At 72.3% G+C, this 24,945-nt stretch carries 19 protein-coding genes; 9 read left to right on the forward strand and 10 right to left on the reverse strand.

The genetic code is table 11. The annotated features are described in order from the left end of the window. Positions 1 to 283: 283 nt before the first annotated feature. From ACQEVC_RS14140 to ACQEVC_RS14150, 3 genes are all read right to left on the reverse strand, one after another. A complete protein-coding gene (locus tag ACQEVC_RS14140; RefSeq protein ID WP_432877064.1) occupies positions 284 to 2,947 on the reverse strand; it encodes a hypothetical protein in 2,664 nt (887 codons plus the stop codon). Between the two features lie 101 nt (positions 2,948 to 3,048). Beyond that, positions 3,049 to 3,858 (reverse strand): ABC transporter ATP-binding protein, encoded by an 810-nt coding sequence (locus ACQEVC_RS14145; RefSeq protein WP_318395923.1) that lies wholly within the window; start codon positions 3,856 to 3,858, stop codon positions 3,049 to 3,051. A gap of 107 nt (positions 3,859 to 3,965) precedes the next feature. Then, a complete protein-coding gene (locus tag ACQEVC_RS14150) occupies positions 3,966 to 5,162 on the reverse strand; it encodes an ABC transporter substrate-binding protein (RefSeq protein WP_432877068.1) in 1,197 nt (398 codons plus the stop codon). Between the two features lie 455 nt (positions 5,163 to 5,617). On the opposite strand from ACQEVC_RS14150, the gene ACQEVC_RS14155 reads away from it, so the two are divergent. The 5 genes from ACQEVC_RS14155 to ACQEVC_RS14175 all read left to right on the forward strand — a co-directional run bounded on the left by ACQEVC_RS14155 (position 5,618) and on the right by ACQEVC_RS14175 (position 11,000). Continuing rightward, positions 5,618 to 8,740 carry a nitrate- and nitrite sensing domain-containing protein gene (locus tag ACQEVC_RS14155; protein WP_432877071.1) on the forward strand — a complete coding sequence of 1,041 codons (3,123 nt, stop codon included), beginning with the start codon at positions 5,618 to 5,620 and terminating at the stop codon, positions 8,738 to 8,740. Next, positions 8,737 to 9,147: a roadblock/LC7 domain-containing protein gene (locus ACQEVC_RS14160; protein ID WP_101368105.1), complete on the forward strand. Its 411-nt coding sequence runs from the start codon at positions 8,737 to 8,739 to the stop codon at positions 9,145 to 9,147. Before ACQEVC_RS14155 ends, ACQEVC_RS14160 begins: the two co-directional genes overlap by 4 nt. A gap of 64 nt (positions 9,148 to 9,211) precedes the next feature. Further along, positions 9,212 to 9,580 (forward strand): DUF742 domain-containing protein, encoded by a 369-nt coding sequence (locus ACQEVC_RS14165; protein ID WP_203868082.1) that lies wholly within the window; start codon positions 9,212 to 9,214, stop codon positions 9,578 to 9,580. After that, a complete protein-coding gene (locus ACQEVC_RS14170; protein ID WP_432877075.1) occupies positions 9,561 to 10,205 on the forward strand; it encodes a GTP-binding protein in 645 nt (214 codons plus the stop codon). Before ACQEVC_RS14165 ends, ACQEVC_RS14170 begins: the two co-directional genes overlap by 20 nt. A gap of 75 nt (positions 10,206 to 10,280) precedes the next feature. After that, positions 10,281 to 11,000, forward strand: coding sequence for an SDR family NAD(P)-dependent oxidoreductase (locus ACQEVC_RS14175; RefSeq protein ID WP_432877077.1), 720 nt, complete (start codon positions 10,281 to 10,283; stop codon positions 10,998 to 11,000). 75 nt (positions 11,001 to 11,075) lie between these two features. On the opposite strand, the gene ACQEVC_RS14180 is transcribed toward ACQEVC_RS14175, so the two are convergent. The 7 genes from ACQEVC_RS14180 to ACQEVC_RS14210 form a co-directional block, all read right to left on the reverse strand. Next, entirely contained in the window at positions 11,076 to 11,852 is a 777-nt protein-coding gene (locus ACQEVC_RS14180) for an ABC transporter permease (RefSeq protein WP_432877080.1), read from the reverse strand. A 178-nt stretch (positions 11,853 to 12,030) separates the two neighbouring features. Next, positions 12,031 to 13,050: an ABC transporter substrate-binding protein gene (locus ACQEVC_RS14185; RefSeq protein ID WP_432877083.1), complete on the reverse strand. Its 1,020-nt coding sequence runs from the start codon at positions 13,048 to 13,050 to the stop codon at positions 12,031 to 12,033. Between the two features lie 521 nt (positions 13,051 to 13,571). Further along, positions 13,572 to 14,660, reverse strand: coding sequence for a uroporphyrinogen-III synthase (locus ACQEVC_RS14190; RefSeq protein ID WP_346258278.1), 1,089 nt, complete (start codon positions 14,658 to 14,660; stop codon positions 13,572 to 13,574). Further along, complete coding sequence (gene nirD, locus ACQEVC_RS14195; RefSeq protein ID WP_432891376.1) at positions 14,660 to 15,004, reverse strand: nitrite reductase small subunit NirD; 345 nt, start codon at positions 15,002 to 15,004, stop codon at positions 14,660 to 14,662. Before nirD ends, ACQEVC_RS14190 begins: the two co-directional genes overlap by 1 nt. A gap of 77 nt (positions 15,005 to 15,081) precedes the next feature. After that, positions 15,082 to 17,661: a nitrite reductase large subunit NirB gene (nirB, locus tag ACQEVC_RS14200; RefSeq protein WP_432877088.1), complete on the reverse strand. Its 2,580-nt coding sequence runs from the start codon at positions 17,659 to 17,661 to the stop codon at positions 15,082 to 15,084. After that, positions 17,658 to 19,142: an FAD-dependent oxidoreductase gene (locus ACQEVC_RS14205; protein WP_432877091.1), complete on the reverse strand. Its 1,485-nt coding sequence runs from the start codon at positions 19,140 to 19,142 to the stop codon at positions 17,658 to 17,660. Before ACQEVC_RS14205 ends, nirB begins: the two co-directional genes overlap by 4 nt. Beyond that, positions 19,139 to 21,394, reverse strand: coding sequence for a molybdopterin oxidoreductase family protein (locus ACQEVC_RS14210; protein ID WP_432877094.1), 2,256 nt, complete (start codon positions 21,392 to 21,394; stop codon positions 19,139 to 19,141). Before ACQEVC_RS14210 ends, ACQEVC_RS14205 begins: the two co-directional genes overlap by 4 nt. A 271-nt stretch (positions 21,395 to 21,665) precedes the next feature. Here ACQEVC_RS14210 and ACQEVC_RS14215 point away from each other — a divergent pair, with 271 nt between their 5' ends. From ACQEVC_RS14215 to ACQEVC_RS14230, 4 genes are all read left to right on the forward strand, one after another. Beyond that, positions 21,666 to 22,367 carry a class I SAM-dependent methyltransferase gene (locus ACQEVC_RS14215; protein WP_318395915.1) on the forward strand — a complete coding sequence of 234 codons (702 nt, stop codon included), beginning with the start codon at positions 21,666 to 21,668 and terminating at the stop codon, positions 22,365 to 22,367. Positions 22,368 to 22,519: 152 nt separating this feature from the next. Further along, complete coding sequence (locus tag ACQEVC_RS14220; protein WP_432877096.1) at positions 22,520 to 22,825, forward strand: DUF6364 family protein; 306 nt, start codon at positions 22,520 to 22,522, stop codon at positions 22,823 to 22,825. Between the two features lie 31 nt (positions 22,826 to 22,856). Next, the gene (locus ACQEVC_RS14225) at positions 22,857 to 23,150 is read left to right on the forward strand and encodes a type II toxin-antitoxin system PemK/MazF family toxin (protein ID WP_432877099.1); all 294 of its coding nucleotides are present in this window, start codon (positions 22,857 to 22,859) and stop codon (positions 23,148 to 23,150) included. 135 nt (positions 23,151 to 23,285) lie between these two features. After that, positions 23,286 to 24,743 carry an MFS transporter gene (locus ACQEVC_RS14230; RefSeq protein WP_432877102.1) on the forward strand — a complete coding sequence of 486 codons (1,458 nt, stop codon included), beginning with the start codon at positions 23,286 to 23,288 and terminating at the stop codon, positions 24,741 to 24,743. The last annotated feature ends 202 nt before the right edge of the window (positions 24,744 to 24,945 follow it).

Genomic DNA, 24,945 nt, shown 5'->3' on the forward strand with positions numbered 1-24,945 from the left:
CATGCCCGCGTGGCCCTCCTCCGTCCGGATGGCCGGCGGCCCGGCCGCCAGAAACGCTTGACCTGACACCACAAACGCGCAACCCGCGCACCGGAGCCCGTCGCGACCTGGACGCCGGAGACGTTCGCCCTGGGCGCCGGAGCCTGTCGCGCCCTGGACGCCGGTGGCGCTCCCCTGGACGCCGGAGCCACTCGACCTGGACACCAGAGGCGTAATCCCCACCCGGTAACGCCTCTGGTGTCCAGGTCGAGCCGGCGGCGCGCCCGGTCAGAGGTGACCGCAGTCAGTCGGCGTGGTGACGGCCGGTGGAGCGCAGTGATCGCCGTACGCTGCGGTCCAGCCCGAGGTCGTCGGCGGTCGGGTCGGGCTCGCTGAGCCCGCTCACCCAGTCGACGTACTCCTCGTCGCGGGCCGGCACCGGGTCCTCGGTACGGTTGCGCCCCTTCGTCTCCCGCTGCTTCGCCTCGTCCTTGTCCTGCTTCGACCCGCCCTTGCCGGTCTCGACGGTGTCGGATCGCTCGGGGTCGGCACCGCCCCGGTTGCGCCGGAACAGCCCGCGACGGACCCGCCCGGTCGGCCGCTCGGGATCCGCGGCCTCGCTCCCGGTCCCGGTCCCGGCCTCGCTCCCGGTCCCGGTCCCGGCCTCGCTCCCGGTCCCGGTCCCGGCCTCGCTCCCGGTCCCGGTCCCGGCCTCGGTCCCGGTCGCGGTCCCGGGCTGGGGCTGGGGCTGGGACGTGACCTCGGCGGTGGCCCTCGGTCCGGGGTCGGCCGGGCGCGTGCCGCGATCCGGCGTCGGCCGAACCGGGGTGTCACCGGAAACCACCGGAACGGGCGGGATCCGCTCGGTCCGGGTCGGGTCCGCTCCGCTCGGCTCCGTCCGGCTCCGGCCCGTTTCGGTCAATCCGGTCGCCGTTCCGGCCGGTCCGACGGCGTCCCGTTCCGGTGTCGCCCTGGAGCTGCTGGGGCCGGAGCCGCTGAGGCTGGTGGTGCCGGCTGCGCCGCTGTCGGCCGGCCGGTGGGCGGGATCGGCGGAGGGTTCACGGCGGTCGAGGCGGGCACGGCTGACCGGCGCGAAGGCGTTCCAGGCGTCGTCGCTACGGTTCGACGTACCCGGCGGTGGCGTTGACGTTGCCGCGGGTGGCGCGGGAACCGCTGATGGTGTCGAACCCGTTGGTGGCGGTGAAACCGTTGGCGGGGGTGAAACCGTTGGTCGCGGTGTAACCGTTGGCGGGGGTGAAACCGTTGGTCGCGGTGTAACCGTTGGCGGCGGCGCTGCCAGCGGCTCCGGCGCTGCCGGCGTGGTCGTCGCTGGCGCCGCCGGTGCCGCTGGTGTTGTCGAAGGTGTCGTGGTCGGCCAGAAGTCTTCGGTACGCAGTCGACGAGCACCCGCCCAACCGGCCGGGAATCCGGCGTTCCCCGAATCGGTGGCCGGCCCGCCGCCGCCCGGGCTGACCGGTTCCGTGGCGCTTTGCTGACCGCTGTCGGGCACGGTCGGGGCCAACGCACCGAGCCGCTCGGTGGGCGCGGAATCCTCCGTCGGGACGCGCGGAGTCGGGATGCCTCTGCCGATGTCGAACGACCAGTTCCCCGAACTCGGTGCCGGCTCCCTGGACGGCTCGGTCGATTCACTGACCGTCCGCCCGCCGATCGCCGACGAAGGCGGCCAGGTGCCGGCCGGTGTCGTCCCGGTAACCCGGTCACCGCCGGTGCCGGTGCCGCCCGTCCGGGGGTCGCCGCTCGGGACCTCCAGTCGCCAGGTCCGGTCGGCCGAGGTACCACCAGCAGTGGTGCCGCCGTCAGTGGTGCCGGCGGATGCCGCCGTGCCGGTTGTGGTGCCGCCGTCAGTGGTGCCGCCGGATGCCGCCGTGCCGGTCGTGACGCCGCCAGCCGTGGTGCCGCCGGCCGCCGGGTTCGTCGCCGGGATGATTACCGTCGGCGCGTCGCTGGCACCGCTGCTGGCCGGCGTCGTGCCGGTGTCCCCTGACGTCGCGCCGTCGGCGCCGCCGGGCGTCATAGCGGCGGCGGACGGGTCGGCTGCGGCGGTCGAGCCGGCTGCGGCGGTCGAGCCGGCTGCGGCGGTTTCCTCGGGGGCGGTCGTGGTCAGCGGCCAGCGGGCCCAGGCCGCCAGTACCGAACCCAGCGCACCCGCACCGACGGAGATCAGCGCTCCCCAGTACGGGGCCGCCTGGTAGGCATCGGCCGAGTCACCCCTGCCGGCGACGACGTACGCCAGGGCGAGCATCAACGGGCCAGCCACCCCACAACTGGCGACAACGGACACCGGCTGCTCGCGCCACCGGGCCAGGGCACCGGTGAGCGCGCCCGCGACCAGGGCCAGCGCCGGCATGGTGACGACTGCCAGCCGTTGGCTGGTGCCGGCGCTCAGCCAGCTCGGGTCGACACCGCCGAGGCGTACGGCGGGCAGCGGATCGGTGGGGCCGAGCGAGGGGAGCACGGACAGTACCGCGAGGAGCCAGACCGCGCCGGTCACCGCCGCGATGTTCCAGACCACCGGACGCTGGCTGAGCGCGGCCAGGGCGGCGAGAAACCCGACCCCGGCACCGATCGCCGCGGCCACGCCGGCCAGGGTCACCGGGTCACCCGAGGCGACCTGGGCCGCCCGGGCGGGCTGCATGGAGAGTGGTGCGACCGCGAGCGCGCCGAGGGCGGCCAGCGCCGAGATGGCCGCTCGGTTGCCGAGCGCGGTGGGCAGGGTGTACCTGCGGGCGAGTCGGTCCGCCAGCGTCGCGCCGAGTACGGCCGCCACCATGGCGAACCAGCCGACCCAGACGAGCTGGGCGGGCCACTGGTTCACCGTGGCCGCGTCGAAGCCGCGGTCGAAGCGGACGAGGCCGAGCCCGTACGCGATCCCTAACTGGCCGGCGCCGCTGACGATCCCGACGAGGAGTGCGGCGAGCAGCACTCTGCCCCAGGTCCGGTAGGCCATGCCGGGCACGTTACGCACCCCCACCCGTACCCGCCACCCTGGGCCGGGTGCGGGCGGGGAAGGAGTAGGCGACCGGCTACCGAGCGTGGTTGAGTGTCGGATCAGTGCTGTTGGTCGGCCTGGCCGCTGCGGCTCAGCGCCAGCCCAGGCCCGCCCTCGGGGTGGTCGAGCAGGAGTTCGTGCAGCTCCGCGCTGGCCCGGGCGACGTCCTCGAAGTGCGCGTTGCGGCCCAGCGAGCGGGGGCGCGGGATGTCGATGCCGAGTACCTTGCGGATCCGCCCGGGCCGCGGGCTGAGTACGACGACCCGGTCGGCGAGCAGCACCGCCTCGTCGATCGAGTGGGTGACGAAGAGGATCGTCGCCGAGTGCTCCATGTGGATCCGCTGGAGTTCGACCGACAACTCCTCCCGGGTCAGCGCGTCCAGGGCGGAGAACGGCTCGTCCATCAGCAGCACCTTCGGCTGCTGGATCAGGGCGCGGCACAGCGATACCCGCTGTTGCATGCCGCCGGACAGTTCGTGCGGAAGCCGCTTCTCGAACTCGCTGAGCCCGACCATCGAGAGCAGGCCGCGGGCCCGCTCGCGGTGTGCGGCCTTGCTCCAGCCGAAGATCTCGGTGGGCAGCAGCACGTTGTCGAGCACCGACCGCCAGGGCAGCAGCGCCGGCCGCTGGAAGACCATGGCGATGTCCCGCCGTGGCCGGGTGACGACCTCGTCCGCCACCCGGATCTCGCCCTCGGTCACCGGCAGCAGGCCGGCCACCAGGCGCAGCAGGGTGGACTTGCCGCAGCCGGAGCGGCCCACCACCGCGAGGAACTCGCCCTCGGCGACGTCGAGGTCGATGCCCCGCAGCGCCTCAACGGAACCGGACCGGCCGCCGAAGGTCCGGGATACTCCGGAGAGTCGGATCATGGCTGGGCCACCCCATTCGACAGGTCGACAGTGTCGACAGGCTATCCCGGACGCCTTCCGGCGGCGAGACCCGTTCCCGCCGCCGGACCGCGTTGTCGATCGCCGGCTCAGCCGGCCAGTCGCCACCGGCCACCACGGGCCACCAGCAGGCTCAACGCCTGGGGCATCAGCCCCGAGTGGTTCTCCGGCGTCATCCGGATCGGGCCGGAGAGGCCGTCGGTCTCCGCGGTCTCCAGCAGGCTGCGGATGCGTGGGCGGTTCGGTTCCGCGCTGTCGCCACCGGCCCGCACCGCCGCGTCAACGATCAGTTGCAGCGCGTCGGCGGCGAACGAGGAGTATCCGTAGTAGCCGCCGAACCGGGCGGTGTAGTCCCGGAACCACTGCTTGCTCGCCGCCTTGGCCGGGGTGGTCGCGATCACGTCGTCGATCACCATGGTCTGGGTGAAGACCATCGTGGTGTTCTCCGCCGCGCTGCCGCTGTTGCCGATGAAGAGGTCGCCGGCGGCCACCGCGTCGAAGAAGACGTGGCCCTTGTAGCCCTGGCCCTTCAGGCTCGCGATCGCCAGGTTGGCCTGGTCGGCCGGGGTCCACACGATGATCGCCTCGGGCTCTTCCGCCACGAGCGCGCCCACCGCCTGGCTGACGTCGGTGTCGGTCGCCTTCACCGACCGCTTCACCAGGATCGGGATGTCGGTCGCGTCCTCCTCGACGCCGACGAGTTCGCTGGCCAGCGTCGCCGCGCCCTCCGCGCCGTACTTGTCGGCGGTGTGCAGCAGCGCCACCGTCTTGACCTTACGGGCACGGAGTTCGGCGGCGATGGCGGCGACGTTGTCGCGGGCGTTCGGGCCGAGTTTGAACATGTATTCCCGGTCCGGCCCCGGGGCGGCCACGTCACTGGCCGGAGCGAGCGCGATCGTCGGAACCTGCTTGCTCTTCACCGTCTTCGCCGCACCGATGGCGCAGTCGTTGCAACTGCCCATGATGATGCCGCTGATTGCCGGGTTGGCGGTGAAATCGCCGATATTGGTCGCCGAGATGCTGCCGTCGAACTTGTTGTCCCGGACCTCCAGGCGGACCCGGCGACCACCCAGCGCACCGGATTCGTTCAGTTGCTCGACCTTGAGTTCCAGGGCTCGCTGGTAGGCCTTGCCCACCTGTGGGGCCGCGCCGGACAGCTCCAGGTCGGCGCCGATGACGATCTCCCCGGACTCCTCCTCCGGCGCGCCGAACTGGCAGCCGGTCAGCGAAGTTGCCAGGATGGCCGACGCGAGCAGCGCGGGTATCGCGGAGCGGATGGGCCTCAACTCAGTCCTCCAGGTATCCGGCGCGGGCGGGGGGCTTGCCCGGCCGCTGATCCAGTCGTCCACAATGGATGGGCAACGATCTGCCGTACGGTTCACGCGAAGCCTTCAAACCCGCAAAACCTTGCCAATGCCGGCCGCCTGGGTCAAGCGCTCGATACCGGGCCGGTTTCGGGATGACGGGTCTCACATAGTGATAAGAGGGGGTACGGGTGCGGGATAACTTTCCAGATACAAGCGACCACTCTAAAGATATATGTGCTGATCAGAGAGCCGACGGTCCGTCGATCTCTCGGCTTCGAGGGTAGTCGACGTCCCATGATGGACCTTTGCTGCCCTCCCGTCGCTTCCCAAAGCGGCCTTCTTCTGATGAAATCGCGGCCGTGCCGCGTGCGGCTCGATCCGCTGCAGCAGGCATCGGTCGACGGGTCACGTAATGAAACGACGGAGGCGATGTCGTGAGCACCGGACCTACGACCCTGCCCGCAAAAGGTTTGCGGGGGGGCGCTGCACCGCGCCGCTGGCTTCCCCGGCTACGGGACACCCGGATCCGGTCCAAGCTGGCGCTGCTGCTCGTCGTCCCCGTCGCCGCGGTCCTCGCGCTCGCCACGATCCGGCTGGTCGACATCGGTCAGGGCGCCTACCAGGCCGGTGTGCTCCGGTCGCTGACCGAGCTCTCCGCCGACGTCTCGGCACTCACCCAGGACGTGCACAAGGAGCGGATCGCCGCCGCCAGGCTGCTCGCCAAGTCGCGGGAGACGACGACCGAGACGTACGACGCGTACGTGCAGCGCACCGATGCCCGGATCGCCGCGTACAACGACCGGCGAACGCAGGTGACCGGCGTCCCGGCCTCCGTGGAGGACCGGCTGCGGGTCATCGACGACCGCCTGGCCACGCTCAACGGCACCCGGCAGGAGGTGCTGGAGCGTCCGCAGATGCCGCCCGGCGAGGCCACCCTGCGGTACGGGATGATCATCGGCGAACTCGTGGCGTACGGCGAGGCGCTCGGCCAGATCTCCGGTGAAAGCGCGGTCGGCGACAGCCTGCGTACCCTGTCCGCGCTCGCCCAGGCCAAGGAGGCGGTGGCCGAGGAGGAGGCGGTGGTCTACAGCTCCCTGGCGAGTAGCAACGGGGTGCTGGACCAGGAGCAGTTCTCGGCCTTCATCGCCACCCTGACCAGCCAGCAGGAGGCGCTGCTGGCCTTCGGCGCCTCCGCCAACTCCCGGCAGGAGGCGGTGGTCACGGGTGCCGTCACCGGCGACGCGGTGATCCTCGCCGACAAGGTGGCCCGCGACCTGACCCGGTCGGTCGGAGAGCGGGCACCGGTCAGCGCGAGTTCGGCGGCGATCGCGATCGGCTCGATCAACGACCTGATGCGCTGGGCGGAGACCCTGCTCGAACGCGACCTGCTGGACCAGGCCGAGGCGGCCCGCTCCGAGGTCGTCCAGCAGGCGATCGTCGAGTCGGTGATCGTGTTGATCACACTGATCGTCGCGCTCGCCTTCGCCGTGGTGCTGGCCCGGTCGCTCAACCAGTCGCTGCGCCGGCTCCGTGAGGGCGCGCTCTCGGTGGCCAACCACGACCTGCCGGAGGCGGTCCGTCGGCTGCGGGACGTCGGCACCATCGGCGACGGCGGCGTCGACGAGATCGTCCGACAGGTCCGGGACCCGATCAGACTCAACAACAAGGACGAGGTGGGCCAGGTCGCCCTGGCGTTCAACGTCGTACACAAGGAGGCGGTCCGGGTCGCGGCCGAGCAGGCCGCCCTGCGGACCAGCGTCTCCGCGATGTTCCTCAGCCTGGCCCGGCGAAGCCAGACCCTGGTCGACCGGATGATCGGCGAACTCGACGCGATCGAGCGGGGTGAGGAGGACCCGAAGCGGCTGGCCCAGCTCTTCGAGCTAGACCACCTGGCCACCCGCATGCGTCGCAACGACGAGAACCTGCTCGTGCTGGCCGGCGCCGACTCGACGGCGCCCCGCCGGGAGGACGCGCTCCTGATCGACGCGCTGCGCGCCGCGCAGTCCGAGGTGGAGCTCTACAACCGGATCGAGTTCGGCACCGTCGACCCGGACATCTCGGTCGCCGCCCACGCGGTCAACGACGTGGTCCGGCTGGTCGCCGAACTGCTCGACAACGCGACCCGCTTCTCGCCGCCGCACACCACCGTGGTCGCCGACGCCCGCCGGATCCGCGACTACGTGTTGATCCAGGTCGAGGACCGGGGTCTCGGGCTCAGCGAAGAGCAGATGGACGCCCTGAACCGCCGGCTGGCCGCGCCGCCGGCCGTCGACGTGGCGGCCTTCCGGCTGATGGGTCTCGCGGTCGTCGGTCGGCTGGCGCACCGGCACGACATCCGGGTCGACCTGCGTCGCAACGTGGAGGGCGGCACGGTCGCCCAGGTCACCCTGCCGGCCAGCACGGTGGTGCTGCCCAGCCCGCGTGGCCGCGACCAGGTGCTCGGCCGGCAGCGGCAGCCGCTCGCGGTCGAGCAGGCACCGGCCGCGATCCGGCCGTCGACCGGTGCGGCCTGGCAGGAGACGCTCTCTCCGGTCGGTGCGTCGCGTACCGGCGGCACCCTGACCGAGCAGTGGCGCAGCGCGGGCAACCAGTGGCAGACCGCCGGCGATTCGGCCGGGTCGATGCCGGCCAGCACCGGTGCCCCGGTCAACAGCCAGCTGACGGCGAGCCAGTTGCCGGCCACGCCCACGCCGACGTACCAGCAGGCGATGACGCCGGCGTACCAGACTCCGGCGTCGACGGCACCGCCCGCCCACACGGGCCTGGCCGGTTCGACCGGGGTCACCTCGCCGACCGTGCAGTACCCGACGGTCGCGTCGGCGCTACCGCAGCGCGGCGCGGCGGGTTCCGGCCCGGCCGCGACGCACGCCATGACGCCCGCGGTGGCGGCACCCTCCGGCCTGCCCTCCGGCCCGGTCGCGGGTACCCCGGTCAGCGCCGCGTCCGCGGTCGCGCCGCGGGTGGAGGACACCGGCGAAGCGCCGATCTTCCGTGAGATGGAGGCGGTCTGGTTCCGTTCCCACGGATCGGACTCGACCGCGATCTTCACCGTGCCGCCGGGCGGCTACCAGTCGCCGCCGGCACCGAGCGCTCCACCGTCGCCGGGCGGGGCGACCCCGGGCCGCGCCCCGCTGGCCGCGCGTACTCCCGGGCGTTCCGCGCCGCCGCCGGCCCCCTACACACCGCCGACGCCGCCACCCGCCGCCGCAGCACCGCCACCCGCCGCGCCCGCGCCGCCCGCTGCCGCTCCGGCGCCCGCCGCGCCGAACGGGACCGAGGGGTCCTGGCGGACGGCGGCCGACGAGGGTTGGGCCCGGGCCAGCCGGGCGGCGGAGCCGGCCGACGGGGGTACGACCCGGTCCGGCCTGCCCAAGCGGGTGCCCCAGGCACAACTGGTGCCCGGTGGCGTCGAGCCGAAGAGCGCGCGTGAGCGGACCAGGCGTACCCCGGATGAGGTACGCGGCCTCTTGTCGGCCTACCACCGTGGCGTACAGCGCGGTCGGACGGCCGGTTCCGAGCAGAACGGCATGATCTCAACCAAGGAGACGAGCGGATGAACAGGCCAGCAGCGATGCAGGACATGGGTTGGCTGCTCAGTAACTTCGCCGACAGCGTCGCCGGCATCGCGCACGTCGTCGCGGTCTCGGCGGACGGCCTGCTTCTCGCCTCCTCCCGGGACCTGCCGCCGGACCGGGCCGACCAGCTCGCGGCGATCACCTCCGGCGTGGTCAGCTTGACCGACGGCGCCTCCCGGATGTTCAGCGCCGGGGGCGTGCTTCAGACTGTGATCGAAATGGACAGTGGCTACCTGTTCCTGATGTCCATCAGCGACGGTTCCTCGATGGCCGTACTCGCCGCCCGGAGCTGTGACGTGGGTCAGGTCGGCTACGAAATGGCGCTGCTGGTGGAACGGGTCGGTGCGGCGCTTGTGCCATTGCCGCGCGAGGCCGTCTCGCGTCCCTAACCGGGCACAGACCAAGGATGGCAACGGTGCGGCCGCGACTCGACTCTGAGGAGGTGACCACGGTATGGAGGGACGACGCGATGATCCGCGTGGCGCGCTCGTCCGACCGTACGCGGTCACCCGCGGCCGTACCGAGGCTCGTCTGGAGATCGCGCTCGAGGCGGTACTCGTGGCGAGCCCGGCCGCGGTCGTGGAGTCCCGGTTCGCCGGCCATGACAAGCACCGCATCGCCACGATCTGCGAGGGCCGGGCGCAGTCACTGGCGGAGATCGCCGCATACACCCGGCTGCCGTTGGGTGTCGCCCGGGTGCTGGTCGCCGACATGGTGGCGGACAGCCTGCTGACGCTGCACAGTGCCGCTCCACCGTCTGAGGCGTACGAGGAGCGGATGGAACTGCTTGAGAGGGTGCTAAGTGGACTTCGCAGGCTATGACTCGGCCAGGCCGCGTCGCGGCGGCGGTGGCGGTGGCGGTGGTGCTGGGATCACCTCCGCGAAGATCGTTATTGCCGGCGGGTTCGGGGTCGGCAAGACGACGCTCGTGGGTGCGGTCTCGGAGATCACCCCGCTGACCACCGAGGCGGTGATGACCGCGGCCGGCGTCGGCATCGACGATCCGTCCAAGGTGCCGGGCAAGGAGACCACCACGGTCGCCATGGACTTCGGCCGGATCACGATGGCCCAGGACCTGATCCTCTATCTGTTCGGCACGCCCGGACAGACCCGGTTCTGGTTCATGTGGGACGAGATCATTCGTGGTGCGGTCGGCGCGGCGGTGCTGGTCGACACCCGGCGGATCGCCGACGCGTTCGCGCCGCTGGACTACTTCGAGAACCGCCACCTGCCGTACGTCGTGGCGTTGAACTGCTTCGACGGCGCACCGCAGTACGAGGCGGAGGAGGTACGCGAGGCTCTCGCGATCGCCCCGCACGTGCCGCTGGTGATGTGCGACGCCCGACACCGCGAGTCGGTCAAGCACGTGCTGGTGAACGTGGTGCAGCACGCGATGGCGACGTTGCGCGCGGAGCACGGCAGGGGCCAACCCACCCCGGTCGGCTGACCCTCGAAGGTTGAGCAGGCTTGCCGGGCCCGGGGAGGCTCCGCGGTTCAATCCTGCACAACGAGAGGGACAGACATGCCACAGCACGATGGCCCCGATGGCGGCTGCGTAGTCGTGATCGGGGGTACCTCCGGCCTCGGCCGGGACGTGGCCGAGCACTACGCGAAGCGGGGGCTGGAGGTCGTCGTCACCGGGCGCGACGCGGCCCGGACCGCAACGGTCGCCGCCGAGATCGGTGGCCGGACGACGGGTGTCGCCGTCGACCTCGCCGATCCCGGGTCCATCGCCGCCGCGCTCGCCGGGATCGGCGAGGTCAGGCATCTGGTCCTCTCCGCCTTCGTCCGGGACGTCAACAAGGTCGCCGACTACCAGATCGACCGCGCGGTCAGCCTGGTCACGGTCAAGCTGGTCGGTTACACCGAGGTGGCGCACACCCTGGCGTCCAGGCTCTCGCCGAGCGGTTCCGTGCTGCTCTTCGGCGGCGGCTCCAAGGACCGGCCGTTCCCCGGATCGGCGACGGTTTCCACGGTGAACGCCGGGGTGGTCGGCCTGGTGAACGTGCTCGCCGCCGAGCTGCGCCCGGTCCGGGTCAACGCCCTGCACCCGGGCATCGTCGGCGACAGCCCGTTCTGGGCCAAGCAGCCGGCCGAGGTGCACGAGACCTACCAGGCGCGTACCCCGACGGGCCGGCTGACCACCATGGCGGACGTCACCGACGCCGCCGTGTTCCTCCTGGAGAACCCGGCCGTCAACGCGGTCAACCTGGACCTCAACGGCGGTGCCGGGCTGGCCTGACCCGGCGGGCGGATCACCGTCGGCCACGGCCGGGGTGGTGATCCGCCCGGTCGGTCGGGCGGGGAGCGGGGTGGCTCAGGCGGAGATCTTCCGGGCCCAGGGCACCGCGAGTCGTTCCGCCACCACCACGGCGTAGAAGAGACCGATGCCGAGTACCCCGGTCAGGGTGATCGCGGCGAACGCCAGCGGGGTGTCGAACGACTGCTGGGTGCTGTAGATGATCGCCCCCAGACCCCCGTTCAGGGTCTGCAACTCGGCCACCACGGCGCCGATCAGGGAGAGCGTGATGCCGAGCTTCAGCCCCACGAAGACCTGGGGCAGCGCCCACGGCAGCCGTACCTTGAGATAGGTCTTCAGCCGGGACGCCGACAGCGACCTGGTCAGCTCGTAGAGGTCGGCCGGGGTCGAGGTCAGGCCGGCCATGGTGGCCACCATGATCGGGAAGAACGCGATCAGGACGACCAGGGAGACCTTGGTCCGCGAGTCGTACCCGATCCAGAGGATCAGCAGCGGGACGAGCGAGACCTTCGGCACCGCGTTGAACGCGACGATCATCGGCAGGGTGGCCTGCTCGACCAGGCGTGAGCTGGTCAGCAGCAGCGCCGCGACCATCCCGCCGGCCGCCGCGATGCCGAAGCCGGCGAGCGTGCCCCACAGCGTGGCCCAGGCCGCCTCGAACAGGTAGGCGGGCTCCCGGTCGAAGGCGTCGACGACCTCCGGCGGTGACGGCAGGAAGAGGGTCTCGACGTGGAAGACGATGGTCACCAGCCACCAGAGGCCGATCGCGACGATGGTGCCGACGATCGGCAGCGCCGCCCGGGTGCCGGGGGACAGGTCGCGGCTAACGGTCATCGGATCCGCCGGGACGGTATCCGCGGCCGGCGGCCGGGCGCCGGAGCGGCAGGTCGTACGGATCGCGGGCAGCACTGCCCGGAGGGGTCCAGACGGGCAACGTGTTCTCTCCTCTGCGTCGAGAAGGGGACGGCGAGTGGCTGCCCACTCACCGTCCCCGAGGTGTTACGCCGTTCGGTTAGGCCTTGGGCGCGATGGAGAAGTCGATGACCTTGTCCGGGGTGAGGCCGGCCGGGATCAGCTCGGCACCCTGGAGGATGGCGATGGCCCGGGCGGCCCGCTGCTCATCGAGCGCGCCGATGGTGTTGCCCGGCGCCGAGGTGACGTACGGCGTCATCAGCTTGATCTCCGCCGCGGCGCCCTGCTCGTTCACGTTCGGGTTGTTGGCCTTCATGATCTTGGCGGCCTCTTCGGGGTTCTCCACCGTGTACTTGAGGCCCTTCATCGCCGCGTCCTTGAACCGCTTGACGATGTCCGGGTTCTCCTGGGCGTACTTGGCGGTGGTGGTGAGGCCGGTGCCGAGCAGGTCCCGCAGGTAGTCGGTGAGCGGCATGACGGTCATCGTCTGCTTGGTCACCGTCTCCACCGTGTTGCGGGTGATGACGAAGGTGCTGAGTACGTCGACCTTCTTGCCCACCAGCAGGCCGACCAGGGTCTGCGGGGTGGTCTCGACGAACTGGAGCTTGCTGGCGTCGAAGCCGGCCAGCTTGCCGTACGCCGGAAGCAGGGTCTTGGTGATCGAGCCCTGGGCGACGCCGACCCGCTTGCCCTCCAGGTCCTTCGGCTTGGTCACGCCGGAGCCGGGCGGCGCGAAGATCGCGACCAGGGTGCTCTGGTGCACCGCGGCGATCACCCGCATCTCGGTGACCTGTGCCTTGCCGGTCTGGATCATCAGCTGGGTCACGTCACTGTAGGTGAACTGCGCCTTGCCGGAGAGCAGGCCCTGGTTGTTGGTGGCCGGGGCGCCCTGCTGGATGGTGACGTCGAGCCCGGCCTCGGAGAAGAAGCCCTTGTCCTTCGCCACCCATGCGAATGCGTCGTGACCGCCGGTGCCGAACCCGGTGAGGTATGTCACCTTGTCCGAAGCCTTGCCACCGACGTCGCCTCCGTCGGAGTCGTCCGAGCCCGAGCAGCCGGCGGTGACCAGCATGGCCGTGGCCAGTGCCGCGGCGGCCAGCACGCGTATACGCCTCGTCATTCCTACCTGTCCTTTGAGGAGAATCCATTGAGGATGTGAATTGGTCGCCCGGTTCAGGATCGGCCGCGTTCCGCTGATGGCGCCGCGGGTGCAGGTGATTCCGGCGGTTTCTGTGGCCGGTGCCCGCCATGAACGTGATGCCTTGCCCGATGTATCCGGCAGTCCTCCTGACGCGTTCGCGAGCAGGGTGTGACGCGACCTGAAATATTCTCTACCAGGGCGACGAGGCGCCTCCACCTGTCCCCTGTGCACAGTCCCGGAGGGCAGCTTACGGGCACTTCCGGGACGTTGCGGCCTTACCCTGCCAACCGGCTGTCCGCCCGTCAAGGGATCAAGCCGAGCCGATACCCAAGCGTGAGGCGGCGACCGTCCGGTCGATGAACTGCTGAACCGTCCTTTGCGCTCCGTCGTGGCCCCGTCTGCGCAGCGGTGCCCCCGCCGCCCGGTCCAGCCCGGAGCAGGCCGGATCGAAGAAGATCAGGTCGAGAGGTGAGGTCGGGAAGGATCAGGTCGGGGCGCGGTCAGTCGACCGGCAGTCGGTAGCCGCGCTTGACCACCGTCTGCACCACCCCCGGAGTGCGCAGTCCAGCCCGCAACCGGGCCACCGCCATCTCCACCGCGTGCTCGTCGGCGCCCCTCGGCAGGGTACGCAGCAGGGCGGCCCGGGACATCACCCGGCCGGGCGTACTCGCCAGGGCCCGGAGTACCGCCATCGGTGCCGGGGCCAGCGGCCGCAGCTCGCCGTCCAGGATCGCCGCGTGCCCGCGCAGGGTCAGCAGGTGACCGGCGACCTTGACGCTGATCGCCCGCTGCGGCAGCTCGTCGACGATGGTCCGGACCAGCGCGCCGAGCCGGGCCCGGCTCGGCGCCACCACCGGTACGCCGTGCCGGCGCAGCGGTGCGGCGGTGACCGGCCCGACGCAGGCGGCCAGTACGTCGGAGCGCATCGCGTCCAGCACCGCCTCGGTGCTGGGCCCGGCGGCCCGGAGCAGCGCACCGACCGCCGGTGCGGAGGTGAAGGTGACCGCGTCCACCAGTCGACCGGCGATCAGGTCGACCAGCCGGTGCAGCGGGGCCGGGTCGGTCGGCGCCGCCCAGCGGTAGACCGGCACCTCGATCACGCTCGCCCCGGCCGCCTCCAGCGCGGCCGTGCACTCCGGCTGCCGTTCGCCGTGTAGCTGCATCGCGATCAACTGGCCGCGTACGCCACGCTGCCGGAGGTGGTCGATCACCTCGTCGCAGCTCTCCGAGGCGGGCGACCACTCGTCGTGCAGCCCGGCGGCCCGGATCGCGCCCCGGGCCTTCGGCCCCCGGCTGACGATGTAGGCCCGGGAGAGCACCGCACGCAGCGGCTCGGCCAGCCCCCACCCCTCGGCCGCCTCCAGCCAGCCGCGCATCCCGATCCCGGTGTTCGCCATCAGCACGTCGGGCGGGTTGTCCAGGCAGGCCCGGGTCGCCGCGCGCAACTCGGTGTCGTCGGCCAGCGGCACGATCCGCAGCGCCGGGGCGAGCACCACCCGGGCGCCGCGCCGCTCCAGCATGGCGGTGAGTTCGTCGCGCCGCCGGTCGGCGGTGACCCCGACCGTGAAGCCGGACAGCTCGCCGGACATCAGGCGTCCCCGGCCGGCCGGTGCCGGGGAGCCACCTCGACCAGCCCGTCCCGGCACCGCACCCGGTAGGTCGGCACCGCCACGCCGGGCACGTCCAGGCAGTCGCCGGTACGCAGGTCGTAGACCTGCTTGTGCAGCGGGGAGGCGACGGTCGGGATCTCGCCGCGACTGCCGACGATGCCCCGGGCCATCACGTACGCGTCGGCGATCGGGTCCCGTTGGCCGATCGCGAAGAGCCGACCGTCGAAGGTGCGGAAGATCGCCACCTGCTCGCCGTCGACCAGCGCGGCCACCCCGCGCTCCGGCTCCAGTCGGGGGTACGCGCAGACGGCCGTCCAGCGCACGTCGTCGTCGCCCGGCCCGGCGCCCTCGGTCAACCCGTCGTCGATCGCCGATCCGTCGTTGATCGTGGTCTCCAGAGTCAACTCGGTACCCCCATGGTCGTCGGGAGGCCGAGCGACACCGGTCGGCGGTCTCCCAGGGCCGGAACGGGCTGTCCCCGTTCCACCTCGAACGTGATCGACGGGTCCGGTACGTCGGGCGCGTTGACGAAGGAGGTGAACCGGCGCAGCCGGTCCGGGTCCGCCAGCGTGTCGCGCCACTCGTCGGAGTACGAGCCGACGTGCCGGGTCATCGCGGAGTCCAGTTCGGCGCAGAGCCCGAGCGAGTCGTCGACGATGACCGCCCGCAGGTGCTCCAGGCCGCCCTCCATCGCCTCGATCCAGGCGGCCGTCCGCTGTAGCCGGTCGGCGGTGCGGATGTAGAACATCAGGAACCGGTCGACGTACCGGACCAGCTCCTCGGTGGAGAGGTCCTGGCCGAAGAGTTCGGCGTGCCGGGGGCGGAAGCCGCCGTTGCCGCCGAGATAGAGGTTCCAGCCGGTTTCGGTGGCGATGATGCCGAAGTCCTTGCTGCGGGCCTCGGCGCATTCCCGGGCGCAGCCGGAGACGGCTGACTTGATCTTGTGTGGTGCGCGCAGTCCCCGGTAGCGCAGCTCCAGGGCGATCGCCAGCCCGACCGAGTCCTGCACCCCGTACCGGCACCAGGTGGAGCCGACGCAGGACTTGACCGTGCGCAGCGCCTTGCCGTACGCGTGCCCGGACTCGAACCCGGCGTCCACCAGCCGGCGCCAGATCTGCGGCAACTGCTCGACCCGGGCACCGAAGAGGTCGATCCGCTGCCCACCGGTGATCTTGGTGTAGAGCTGGAAGTCCCGAGCCACCTCGCCGATCACGATCAGCTTCTCCGGGGTGATCTCGCCACCCGGGATCCGCGGCACCACGGAGTACGTCCCGTCCCGCTGGATGTTCGCCAGGAAGTGGTCGTTGGTGTCCTGCAACGACGCCTGCTCGCCGTCGAGCACGTAGCCGCTGCCGAGTGAGGCGAGGATCGAGGCGACCGCCGGCTTGCAGATGTCGCAACCCCGCCCCCGGCCGTGCTCGGCGACCAGCCGGGAGAAGGTGCGGATCTGGCGTACCCGGATGATCTCGAACAGCTCCTGCCGGCTGTGCGCGAAGTGCTCGCAGAGCGCCTTGCTCAGGCTCACCCCGGAGACCGCCAGCAACTGCTTCAGCATCGGTACGCAGGACCCGCAGCTCGTCCCGGCCCGGGTGCACGCCTTCAGCCCCGGCACGTCCGTGCAACCCTCCGCGATGGCGCCGACGAGCTGGTCCTTGGTCACCGCGTTGCAGGAGCAGACCTGGGCCGAGCCGGGCAGCGCGGCGATCCCGGCCCCGGTCCCGGTGCCGTCGCCGGCCGGGGCGAGCAGGGCCAGCGGCGGGCCGGGCAGCGCACCGCCGACGCTGGCCCGCAACGTCGGGTACGCGGTCACGTCACCGACCAGCACCCCGCCGAGCAGGGTCTTCGCGTCGTCGGAGAGGACCAGCTTGGCGTAGACCCGGGTGGCCGGGTCGGTGAAGGTCACGTCCAGGCAGCCGGGTGTCTTGCCGTGCGCGTCGCCGAAGGCGGCCACGTCCACCCCGAGCAGCTTCAGCTTGGTGGAGAGGTCCGCGCCCGGGAAGGTCGCCGTACCGCCGACCAGCCGGTCGGCCACCACCTCCGCCATCGCGTAGCCGGGAGCGACCAGGCCGTAGCAGGTGCCGTCGACCGCGGCGCACTCGCCGATCGCCCAGATCCGCTCGTCGGTACTGCGGCAGGTCTCGTCGACCCGGACCCCGCCGCGCTCGCCCAGTTCCAGGCCGGCGGCCCGGGCCAGCTCGTCCCGGGGCCGGATCCCGGCGGCCACCACCACCAGGTCGGTGGGGAGCCAACTGCCGTCCGAGAGGGTCAGCCCGGCCAGCTCGCCGTCCGGGCGGGACCGGATCGCGGTGGTGGCCACCCCGAGGTGCGGCACGACGCCCAACTCCTCGACGTACCGGCGCAGCATCGCGCCACCGGCCTCGTCGACCTGCACCGGCATCAGCCGGGGAGCGAACTCCACTACCGAGGTGGTCAGGCCGAGCAGCCGTAGCGCGTTCGCCGCCTCCAGGCCGAGCAGCCCGCCGCCGATCACCGCACCGGTACGCCGGCCCTTGGCGAAGTCACGGATCGCGGTCAGGTCGTCCAGGGTGCGGTAGACGAAGACCCCGGAGCGCAGTGCCGGGGTGGGGCCGACCGCGTCCGGGCCCTTTGCCACGTACGCGCCGTCGATCGGCGGCACGAACGGATACGAGCCGGTCGCCAGCACCAGCGCGTCGTACCGGTATTCGCCGCCACCGGTGACCACCCGTCGACCGGTCCGGTCGATCTCCACCACCGGCTCGCCCAGCCGCAGGTCGACCCCGTCGTCGGGGCGGTGCAGGCTCAGCTCGTCCGCGTCCACCCCGTCGAAGAACGCCGAGAGCCGCACCCGGTCGTACGCCGGCCGGCCCTCCTCGGCCAGCACCGTGACCTGCCAACGGCCCCCGGGGTCCCGGGCGCGCAGCGCCTCGACGAAGCGCTGCCCCACCATGCCGTTGCCGACCACGACGAGTCGCCGCCGCTCCGGCTTGTCGTTCGTCATGCCGCCACCTCTGCTTCCACCGGGTCGGGAGTGTCGATCGAGGAGAGCCAGCCGAGGATTCCCTCGACGGCGTCCCGGCAACTGCCGCAGCCGGTGGTGGCGCGGGTCGCGGCGACGACGTCCTCCAACGACCTCGCCCCGGCCCGCCAGCAGCGCACCAGCGTGCCCTTGCGCACGGTGTTGCACTGGCAGACCGTGGCCGCGTCCGGCATCAGCGCCGGGGACTCGACCGGCGCCGCGCTCGCGACGTCGCGGCTGCGGCCGAGCAGCAGGGTGCGGCGGTCGATCGGCACCGGCGTACCCCGGTCGAAGAGCTGGATCACCGTGCCGACCGCCGGGTTGTCACCGAGCATGATCGCCCCGGTGAGCCGTTCGCCGACGATCCGCAGCCGGGCGTAGGTGCCGCGGACCGGGTCGGAGAAGCTCAGCTCCTCGACGTCCGGTGCGGGCCCGGCGGCCGCGTCGCCCATCGCGGCGAGGTCGATTCCGGCGGCTTTCAGCCGGGTGACCGGCGGCTGCGGCCGGTAGCACGCCCGGGGATCCTGCCCGGCGAGCACCTGGGCCAGCACCCGGGCCTGCTCCCAGGCCGGGGCGACCAGGCCGGTGACCACGCCCGCGTGCTGGGCGCAGTCGCCGATCGCCGAGATGTGCGGGTCGCTGGTGCGCAGCCGGTCGTCGACCACCACCCCCCGGTCCACGGTGAGCCCGGCCGCCCGGGCCAGTTCCACGTCGGGGCGTACCCCGCAGGAGAGCACCAGCAGGTCGGCGTCGAGAACCCGTCCGTCGGAGAGGGTCAGGGTGAGGCCGTCGGGGCGAACGGCGACGGCGCTGGCCGCCACGTCCAGGTGGGTGGTGACGCCGAGCCCGGCCAGGGTACGGGCCAGTACGGCGCCGGCCGCCGGATCGAGCTGCCGCTCCATCAGGTGCCCGACCGGGTGCACCACGTGCACGTCGAGCCCCCGGGCGGCCAGGCCCCGGGCCGCCTCCAGGCCGAGCAGCCCACCGCCGAGCACCAGGGCCCGGCGGGCTCCGGCGGCGGCGGACAGGATGCGTCGGCAGTCGTCGAGGGTGCGGAACACGGCCACCCGGTCCGGCAGCTTCTCCCGGTCCAGCCCGGCCAGCGGCGGCACCAGGGCGCGCCCGCCGGTGGCGAGCACCAGGTGGTCGTACCCGATCAGGTCGCCCTGGCCGGTCGTCACCGTGCGGCTCGCCGGGTCGACGGTGGTGGCCTCGACCCCGGGCCGTACGTCGATGCCGTGCCCGGCCGCCTCGGCAAGCTCCACCCCGGACTCGTCGACCTTGCCGGCCAGCAGGCTGGACAGCATGATCCGGTTGTACGCCCGGTGCAGCTCGGCGCCGAGTACCGTGATCTTGGCGTCGCCGAGCCGGGCCGACAGTTCGGCCGCCAACCGGGCACCGGCCATGCCGTGCCCGACGATGACGATCCGGTTCCGTGATCCGTCCACTGTCTCCTCTGTCATGGGGTCACCTCGGGACGCTCGCTGACTGGACCTTCGCCGACCTCGCCCCGCGGCCCGTCGTGGCCGTGGGGGGAGGTCGGGGCGGACACGCCGGGCGGCCCAGGCGGGGGAAGTTCCCCCGGTACCTTCTCCACCCGGACCGCGCAGACCTTGAACTCGGGCATCCGGGAGATCGGATCGAGGGCGTCGCTGGTCACCGAGTTGATCCGGGCCGCGCCCGCCCAGTGGAACGGCGCGAAGACGGTGTCCGGCCGGATGGTCGGAGTCAGCCGGGCCGGCGCGCGCATCTCGCCCCGGCGGCTGGTCACCCGCACCTCGTCGCCGTCGTCCACCCCGAGCCGGGCCGCCAGGTCGGGATGCAGCTCCAGGAAGGCGTTCGGGGCGGCCCGGCGCAGCGCCTCGACCCGCCGGGTCTGCGCACCGGACTGGTACTGCGTCAGCACCCGACCGGTGGTGAGGTAGACCGGATAGTCCGGGCAGAGCTCCTCGGCGGGCGGGCGGTGCTCCACCGGCAGGAACCGGGCCCGCCCGTCCGGGGTCGGGAACCGGTCGACGAACATCCGCGACGTGCCCGGCCCGTCCTCGTCCGGACAGGGCCAGAAGACGCCGTCCTCGGCGTCGATCCGCTCCCAGGTGATCCCCGCGTAGTCGGCGGTCCCGCCGGCCGAGGCGCGGCGCAGCTCCGCGAAGACCTGCTCGGGTGCCGCCGGAAAGCGCTGCCGGCCCCGACCGGTCGCCCCGTCGACGTGGTCGAGCCGGTCGGCGAGATCGGAGAGCAGCGCCAGATCGGTGCGTACGCCCGGCGGTGGCGGCCGGAGCGCGCGGCGGCGCAGTACCCGACCCTCCAGATTCGTCATGGTGCCGTCCTCCTCGGCCCACTGCGCGGTCGGCAGCACCACGTCGGCGATCTCGGCCGTCTCGGAGCGGACGAAGTCGGCCACCACCAGCAGGTCGAGGTCGCGCAGCCGGCCGGTGACCCGGGCCGCCCGGGGCGCGGAGACGACCGGGTTGGAGCCGAACACCAGCAGCCCCTTCGGGCCGCCGTCGGTGCCGAGCGCGTTGAGCAGCTCGTACGCCGACACGCCCGGCCCGGGCAGCACGTCCGGCCGCACCCCCCAGACCCCGGCGACGTGTGCCCGGGCGGCGGGGTCGTCGATGCGGCGGTAGCCGGGGAGCTGGTCGGCCTTCTGCCCGTGCTCGCGGCCACCCTGGCCGTTGCCCTGCCCGGTGAGGCAGCCGTACCCGGAGCCGGGCCGGCCCGGCAGGCCGAGCGCGAGGGCCAGGTTGATGAAGGCGGTCACCGTGTCCACCCCCTTGGTGTGCTGCTCGGCGCCGCGCGCGGTGAGGATGATCGCCCGCTCGGCGGTGCCGAGCGCCCGGGCCGCGGCCTCCAGGTCGGCCACCGGCACCCCGGAGAGCCGCTCGGCCCGGGCCGGCCAGTAGCCGGCGGTGACCCGGCGCACCTGGTCGAACCCGGTGGTCCGGGCCGCCACGTAGTCCTTGTCGACCAGTCCCTCGGCCAGGGCGATGTGCAGCATCGCGTTCGCGACCGCGAGGTCGGTGCCCGGGGTCGGCTGCAGGTGCAGGGTGGCCTGCCGGGCGGTCGCGGTGGCCCGGGGGTCGACCACGATCAGGGTGCCGCCGCGCTGTCGCTGCTCGATCAGGTAGCGGACCAGCGGCGGCATCGTCTCGGCGACGTTCGCGCCGACCAGCAGCAGGGTATCGGCGGTGCCGAGGTCGGCCAGCGGGAACGGCAGCCCCCGGTCGACCCCGAAGGCACGCATCCCGGCGGCGGCGGCCGAGGACATGCAGAACCGTCCGTTGTAGTCGATGTTCCGGGTACCGAGCGCGACCCGGGCGAACTTGCCGAGGGCGTACGCCTTCTCGTTGGTCAGTCCGCCGCCGCCGAAGACCGCCACCGCGTCCCGGCCGTGGCGGGACTGGATCCGGCGGATTCCGTCCACCACCCGGTCCAGCGCCTCCGGCCAGCTCGCCGGGCGCAGTTGCCCGCCGGGGCGGTCCCGTAGCAGCGGGGTGGTCAGCCGGTCGGGGTGGTCGAGCAGCTCGGCGGCGGTCCAGCCCTTCTGGCAGAGCCCGCCGCGGTTGGTGGGGAACTGCCGGGGCAGCACCTCCACCCGCTCGCCGGTGCGGCGCAGGGTCATCCCGCACTGCAGGGCGCAGTATGGGCAGTGCGTGACCACGTCCTGGGACACATCCTCCGAATGCGTCGCAGTGCGTGCACCGTCTGTCATGTCCGAAGCGTGCCGGCGCCCGGTTTCACGGCCGGGTCCCTCTTGTTTCGGGCCTGTCAAGAGCCGCTCACACGGACCCCGCTCAGCGGGTCGGCTCGGCTGGCCGGGGCCGGAGGTTACCGACAATCCTCCGACCGGGGCTCTCCTCCGACCAGGGCCCGGAACCTTCCGGCGGCCCGGACGGGACCGGGCCGGGGAGTTCGTGGCGGTGCTGCTCCGCGCAGTGGATCTATGATGTGGAAGGTCGTTCCACATCTTAGGAGGCACTCCGATGGCCGTGGTGTCGCTCTTCGACGCGGTGGCCGGGTCGTACGACGAGTCCCGACGCCGGCTCGTGCCGTGCTTCGACGACTTCTACGGCACCGCGGTCGAGGTGGCCGCTCCGCCGCTGCGCCGGGCGCTGGCGTCCGGGCGGGTACCGGCGGTACTCGACCTCGGCGCCGGGACCGGGCTGCTCTCGATCCTGCTCAGTGCCGCCGTACCGGGGGTGCGGACCACCCTGCTCGACGGCGCCCCGGCGATGCTTGCGGTGGCCGGTGGACACCTGACCCGGCGGGGGGTACCGCACGAGACGGTGGTCGCCGACCTGACCACGCCGCTGCCCGGCGGCCCGTACGACGCGGTGGTCTCCGCGCTGGCCATCCACCACCTGCCGGACGCCGACAAGCGGGACCTCTACCGCCGGATCCGGCAGGTACTGGTCCCCGGCGGGGTGTTCGTGAACGCCGAACAGGTGGCCGGCGGCACCCCCGACCTGGACTCCCGGTACGACGAGGTGTGGCTGGCCCAGGTCACCGCGCTCGGCGCCACCGAGGCGGAGATCGCCGCGGCCCGGGAGCGGATGATGCACGACCGCCCGGCGCCGCTGCCGGACCAGTGCCGCTGGCTGGCCGAGGCCGGTTTCGTCGGTGTCGACTGTTTCTACAAGTCGTGGCGGTTCGCCGTCTTCGGCGGCCGGCGGGAGCTCGACTGACGCCTGGCGGGGAGCTGGACTGACGCCTGGCGGGGAGCTGGGCTGAGGCCTGGCGGGGATCTGGACTGACGCTGTGCGGGAGTCGGTCGGAACGGCGGCCGGTGGGAGCGGTCGGAATGACGGCTGGTCATACCGTCGGTAGGCTGGGCGGCATGACCGCCAAGGTGACTCTCTCGTTTTCGGACGAGACGATCGAAGAGGCGCGGCGCTTCGCGAAACGGGACGGCATGTCGCTTTCCGCCTGGATCGATCAGGCCGCTCGGGAGAAGGCGCTCCGCGAGGTCTTCGCCGCGCACGCCGCGGCGGTCGGCCGGGCCCGCCTGGACATCGAGGCCGCCGCCATTGCCGACGCCCAGGAGGCCGCACTGGTCGACGCGGCCCTCGGCAGGCGCCCGGGTGAACCTTCTGCAACCTCCCCTCGCGGTCCGGCGGACCGCGAGGTCGGACGCGGTGCCTGAGCGCCGCGCGATTCAGGTTGAAGAAGGTTCAGTGCTGCGTAGGGGCGAGATCTGGCGGATCGACGGGGCGCGGTCCCGGCTCGGCCTGGTGATCAGCTCCGACGTGTACAACTCCACCGACGTGCCCATCGTGATCGTCGCCGAGGTGGTGGACTCCGAACTGCTCCGGGATTCCCCGCTCGCCGTCACCATGGGCGAATTCGTGGTGATGCCCGACCGGCTCTCGTCGCCGATGAAGAAGTGGTTCACCGAGTGCGTCGCGGTCGCCGACGCGGACACCATGTTCCGGGTCAGCCGGGCGCTGCGTATCCTCCAGAGCATCTGAGCGGCATCCGAGCGCTCCGGCGCGCGGAGCGCGGCAGATCTCACCATCCGCCCGGTCCGGCCGTGCGCCGACCGTTGCCGGTCCGACTTCGAGTGCGAACCGTCGGGAAACTCCGCGCTCCTACTTTCGGGCGGCATGACTAGTACTGCCGCCGCTACCGGCCCGACGGCCGATCCCGGGACCGACAGCACGGCCTCCGCCCCGGCGGCGGCCGGCCTCGGCACCCTTCCGCCGCCGGAGACCGCCGCCGCACCGGTGACCGCCCGTCGGCACCAGCTCGACGACTGGCGCCCCGAGGACCCCGAATTCTGGCGTACGACCGGAGCGCCGATCGCCCGGCGCAACCTGATCGTCTCGATCGCCTCCGAGCACATCGGCTTCTCGGTGTGGAGCCTCTGGTCCGTCCTGGTGCTCTTCCTCGGCCCGGAGTACGGGATCGACCCGGCCGGGAAGTTCCTGCTGACCGCCGTACCGGCCGCGCTGGGCGCGACGCTGCGACTGCCGTACACCCTGGCGGTGGCCCGGTTCGGCGGGCGGAACTGGACGATCGTCAGCGCGCTGCTGCTGCTGGTGCCGGCGGTGCCGATGACGATCCTGATCGAGCCCGGGGTGTCGTACGGCACGCTGATGCTGCTGGCCTGCCTGGCCGGGGTCGGCGGCGGGAACTTCGCCTCCTCGATGGCGAACATCAACCTCTTCTATCCGCAGCGGCTCAAGGGCTGGGCGCTGGGCCTGAACGCCGGCGGCGGCAACATCGGGGTGGCCGCCGTCCAACTCGTCGGGCTGGCGGTGCTGGCCACGGCCGGCGCCGCGTACCCACGCCTGGTGCCGGCGGTCTACCTCCCGCTGATCGTGCTCGCCGCGCTGGCCTCGGCCCGCTACATGGACAACATCACCGGGGTCCGCAACGAGCGGGGGGCGATCCGGGAGGCGGCCCGGGACCCGCACGCCTGGGTGATGTCCGTGCTCTACATCGGCACCTTCGGATCGTTCATCGGCTTCGGCTTCGCCTTCGGGCAGGTGCTGCTGGTGCAGTTCGGCGACCGGTTCGGCACCCCGCTCGACGCGGCGTACCTGACCTTCCTCGGGCCGCTGGTCGGCTCGCTGATCCGGCCGGTCGGCGGCCACCTGGCGGACCGGTACGGCGGGGCCAGGGTGACCCTCGCGACCTTCGCCGCCATGGCGGGCGGCGCCGGACTGGTCTACCACGCCTCCCGGGAGCGCTCGCTGACCCTCTACCTGATCGGGTTCATCGGGCTCTTCGTGCTCTCCGGGGTGGGCAACGGATCGACGTACAAGATGATCCCGGCGATCTTCCGGGCCAAGGCGGCCCGGGCGGTGGCGGCCGGGGAGCTGGATCCGGACGCCGCGCAGCGCCGGGCGTGGCGGCTCTCCGGTGCCCTGATCGGGATCGCCGGGGCGGTCGGCGCGTTCGGGGGCGTACTGGTCAACATCGCCTTCCGGCAGTCGTTCCTGGCGTACCAGTCGGCCGACGCCGCCTACCTGGCCTTCATCGCCTGGTACGCCCTCTGCCTCGTGGTGACCTGGGCGGTCTACCTCCGCCCGTCGCCGGGCCGCCTCGCCGGGGTGTGAGACCCCCCGGCCGGGCTACGGCGGGACCTCCGGGCTATCGTTCCGGTGGAGGCGGAGGTCCTGCCGTCGCCCAGCCCGCCGGGGGGTGTCCCGTTTTGACCCGGGCACCGACGACCAGGTATCGTTGCCTGCTGTTGTGTGACACCCAAGTTTTCACGTGACATCCGCGGGCGTGCCTTTCCCGGGTACGCTTGGTCGTTTG

The organism is Plantactinospora sp. CA-294935 (genome assembly GCF_050936445.1).
In the GTDB taxonomy this organism is placed as follows: domain Bacteria; phylum Actinomycetota; class Actinomycetes; order Mycobacteriales; family Micromonosporaceae; genus Plantactinospora.

What these genes read in the sequence shown, in the direction of transcription:
- ACQEVC_RS14165 (WP_203868082.1), top strand. Translation starts at nt 9,212, where the DNA reads ATGGAGGGACGACGCGATGATCCGCGTGGCGCGCTCGTCCGACCGTAC.
- ACQEVC_RS14210 (WP_432877094.1), bottom strand. Translation starts at nt 21,394, where the DNA reads ATGACAGACGGTGCACGCACTGCGACGCATTCGGAGGATGTGTCCCAG.
- ACQEVC_RS14220 (WP_432877096.1), top strand. Translation starts at nt 22,520, where the DNA reads ATGACCGCCAAGGTGACTCTCTCGTTTTCGGACGAGACGATCGAAGAG.
- ACQEVC_RS14180 (WP_432877080.1), bottom strand. Translation starts at nt 11,852, where the DNA reads ATGACCGTTAGCCGCGACCTGTCCCCCGGCACCCGGGCGGCGCTGCCG.
- ACQEVC_RS14175 (WP_432877077.1), top strand. Translation starts at nt 10,281, where the DNA reads ATGCCACAGCACGATGGCCCCGATGGCGGCTGCGTAGTCGTGATCGGG.
- ACQEVC_RS14160 (WP_101368105.1), top strand. Translation starts at nt 8,737, where the DNA reads ATGAACAGGCCAGCAGCGATGCAGGACATGGGTTGGCTGCTCAGTAAC.
- ACQEVC_RS14185 (WP_432877083.1), bottom strand. Translation starts at nt 13,050, where the DNA reads ATGACGAGGCGTATACGCGTGCTGGCCGCCGCGGCACTGGCCACGGCC.
- ACQEVC_RS14205 (WP_432877091.1), bottom strand. Translation starts at nt 19,142, where the DNA reads ATGACAGAGGAGACAGTGGACGGATCACGGAACCGGATCGTCATCGTC.
- ACQEVC_RS14215 (WP_318395915.1), top strand. Translation starts at nt 21,666, where the DNA reads ATGGCCGTGGTGTCGCTCTTCGACGCGGTGGCCGGGTCGTACGACGAG.
- ACQEVC_RS14145 (WP_318395923.1), bottom strand. Translation starts at nt 3,858, where the DNA reads ATGATCCGACTCTCCGGAGTATCCCGGACCTTCGGCGGCCGGTCCGGT.
- ACQEVC_RS14140 (WP_432877064.1), bottom strand. Translation starts at nt 2,947, where the DNA reads ATGGCCTACCGGACCTGGGGCAGAGTGCTGCTCGCCGCACTCCTCGTC.
- nirB (WP_432877088.1), bottom strand. Translation starts at nt 17,661, where the DNA reads ATGACGAACGACAAGCCGGAGCGGCGGCGACTCGTCGTGGTCGGCAAC.
- ACQEVC_RS14230 (WP_432877102.1), top strand. Translation starts at nt 23,286, where the DNA reads ATGACTAGTACTGCCGCCGCTACCGGCCCGACGGCCGATCCCGGGACC.
- ACQEVC_RS14190 (WP_346258278.1), bottom strand. Translation starts at nt 14,660, where the DNA reads ATGTCCGGCGAGCTGTCCGGCTTCACGGTCGGGGTCACCGCCGACCGG.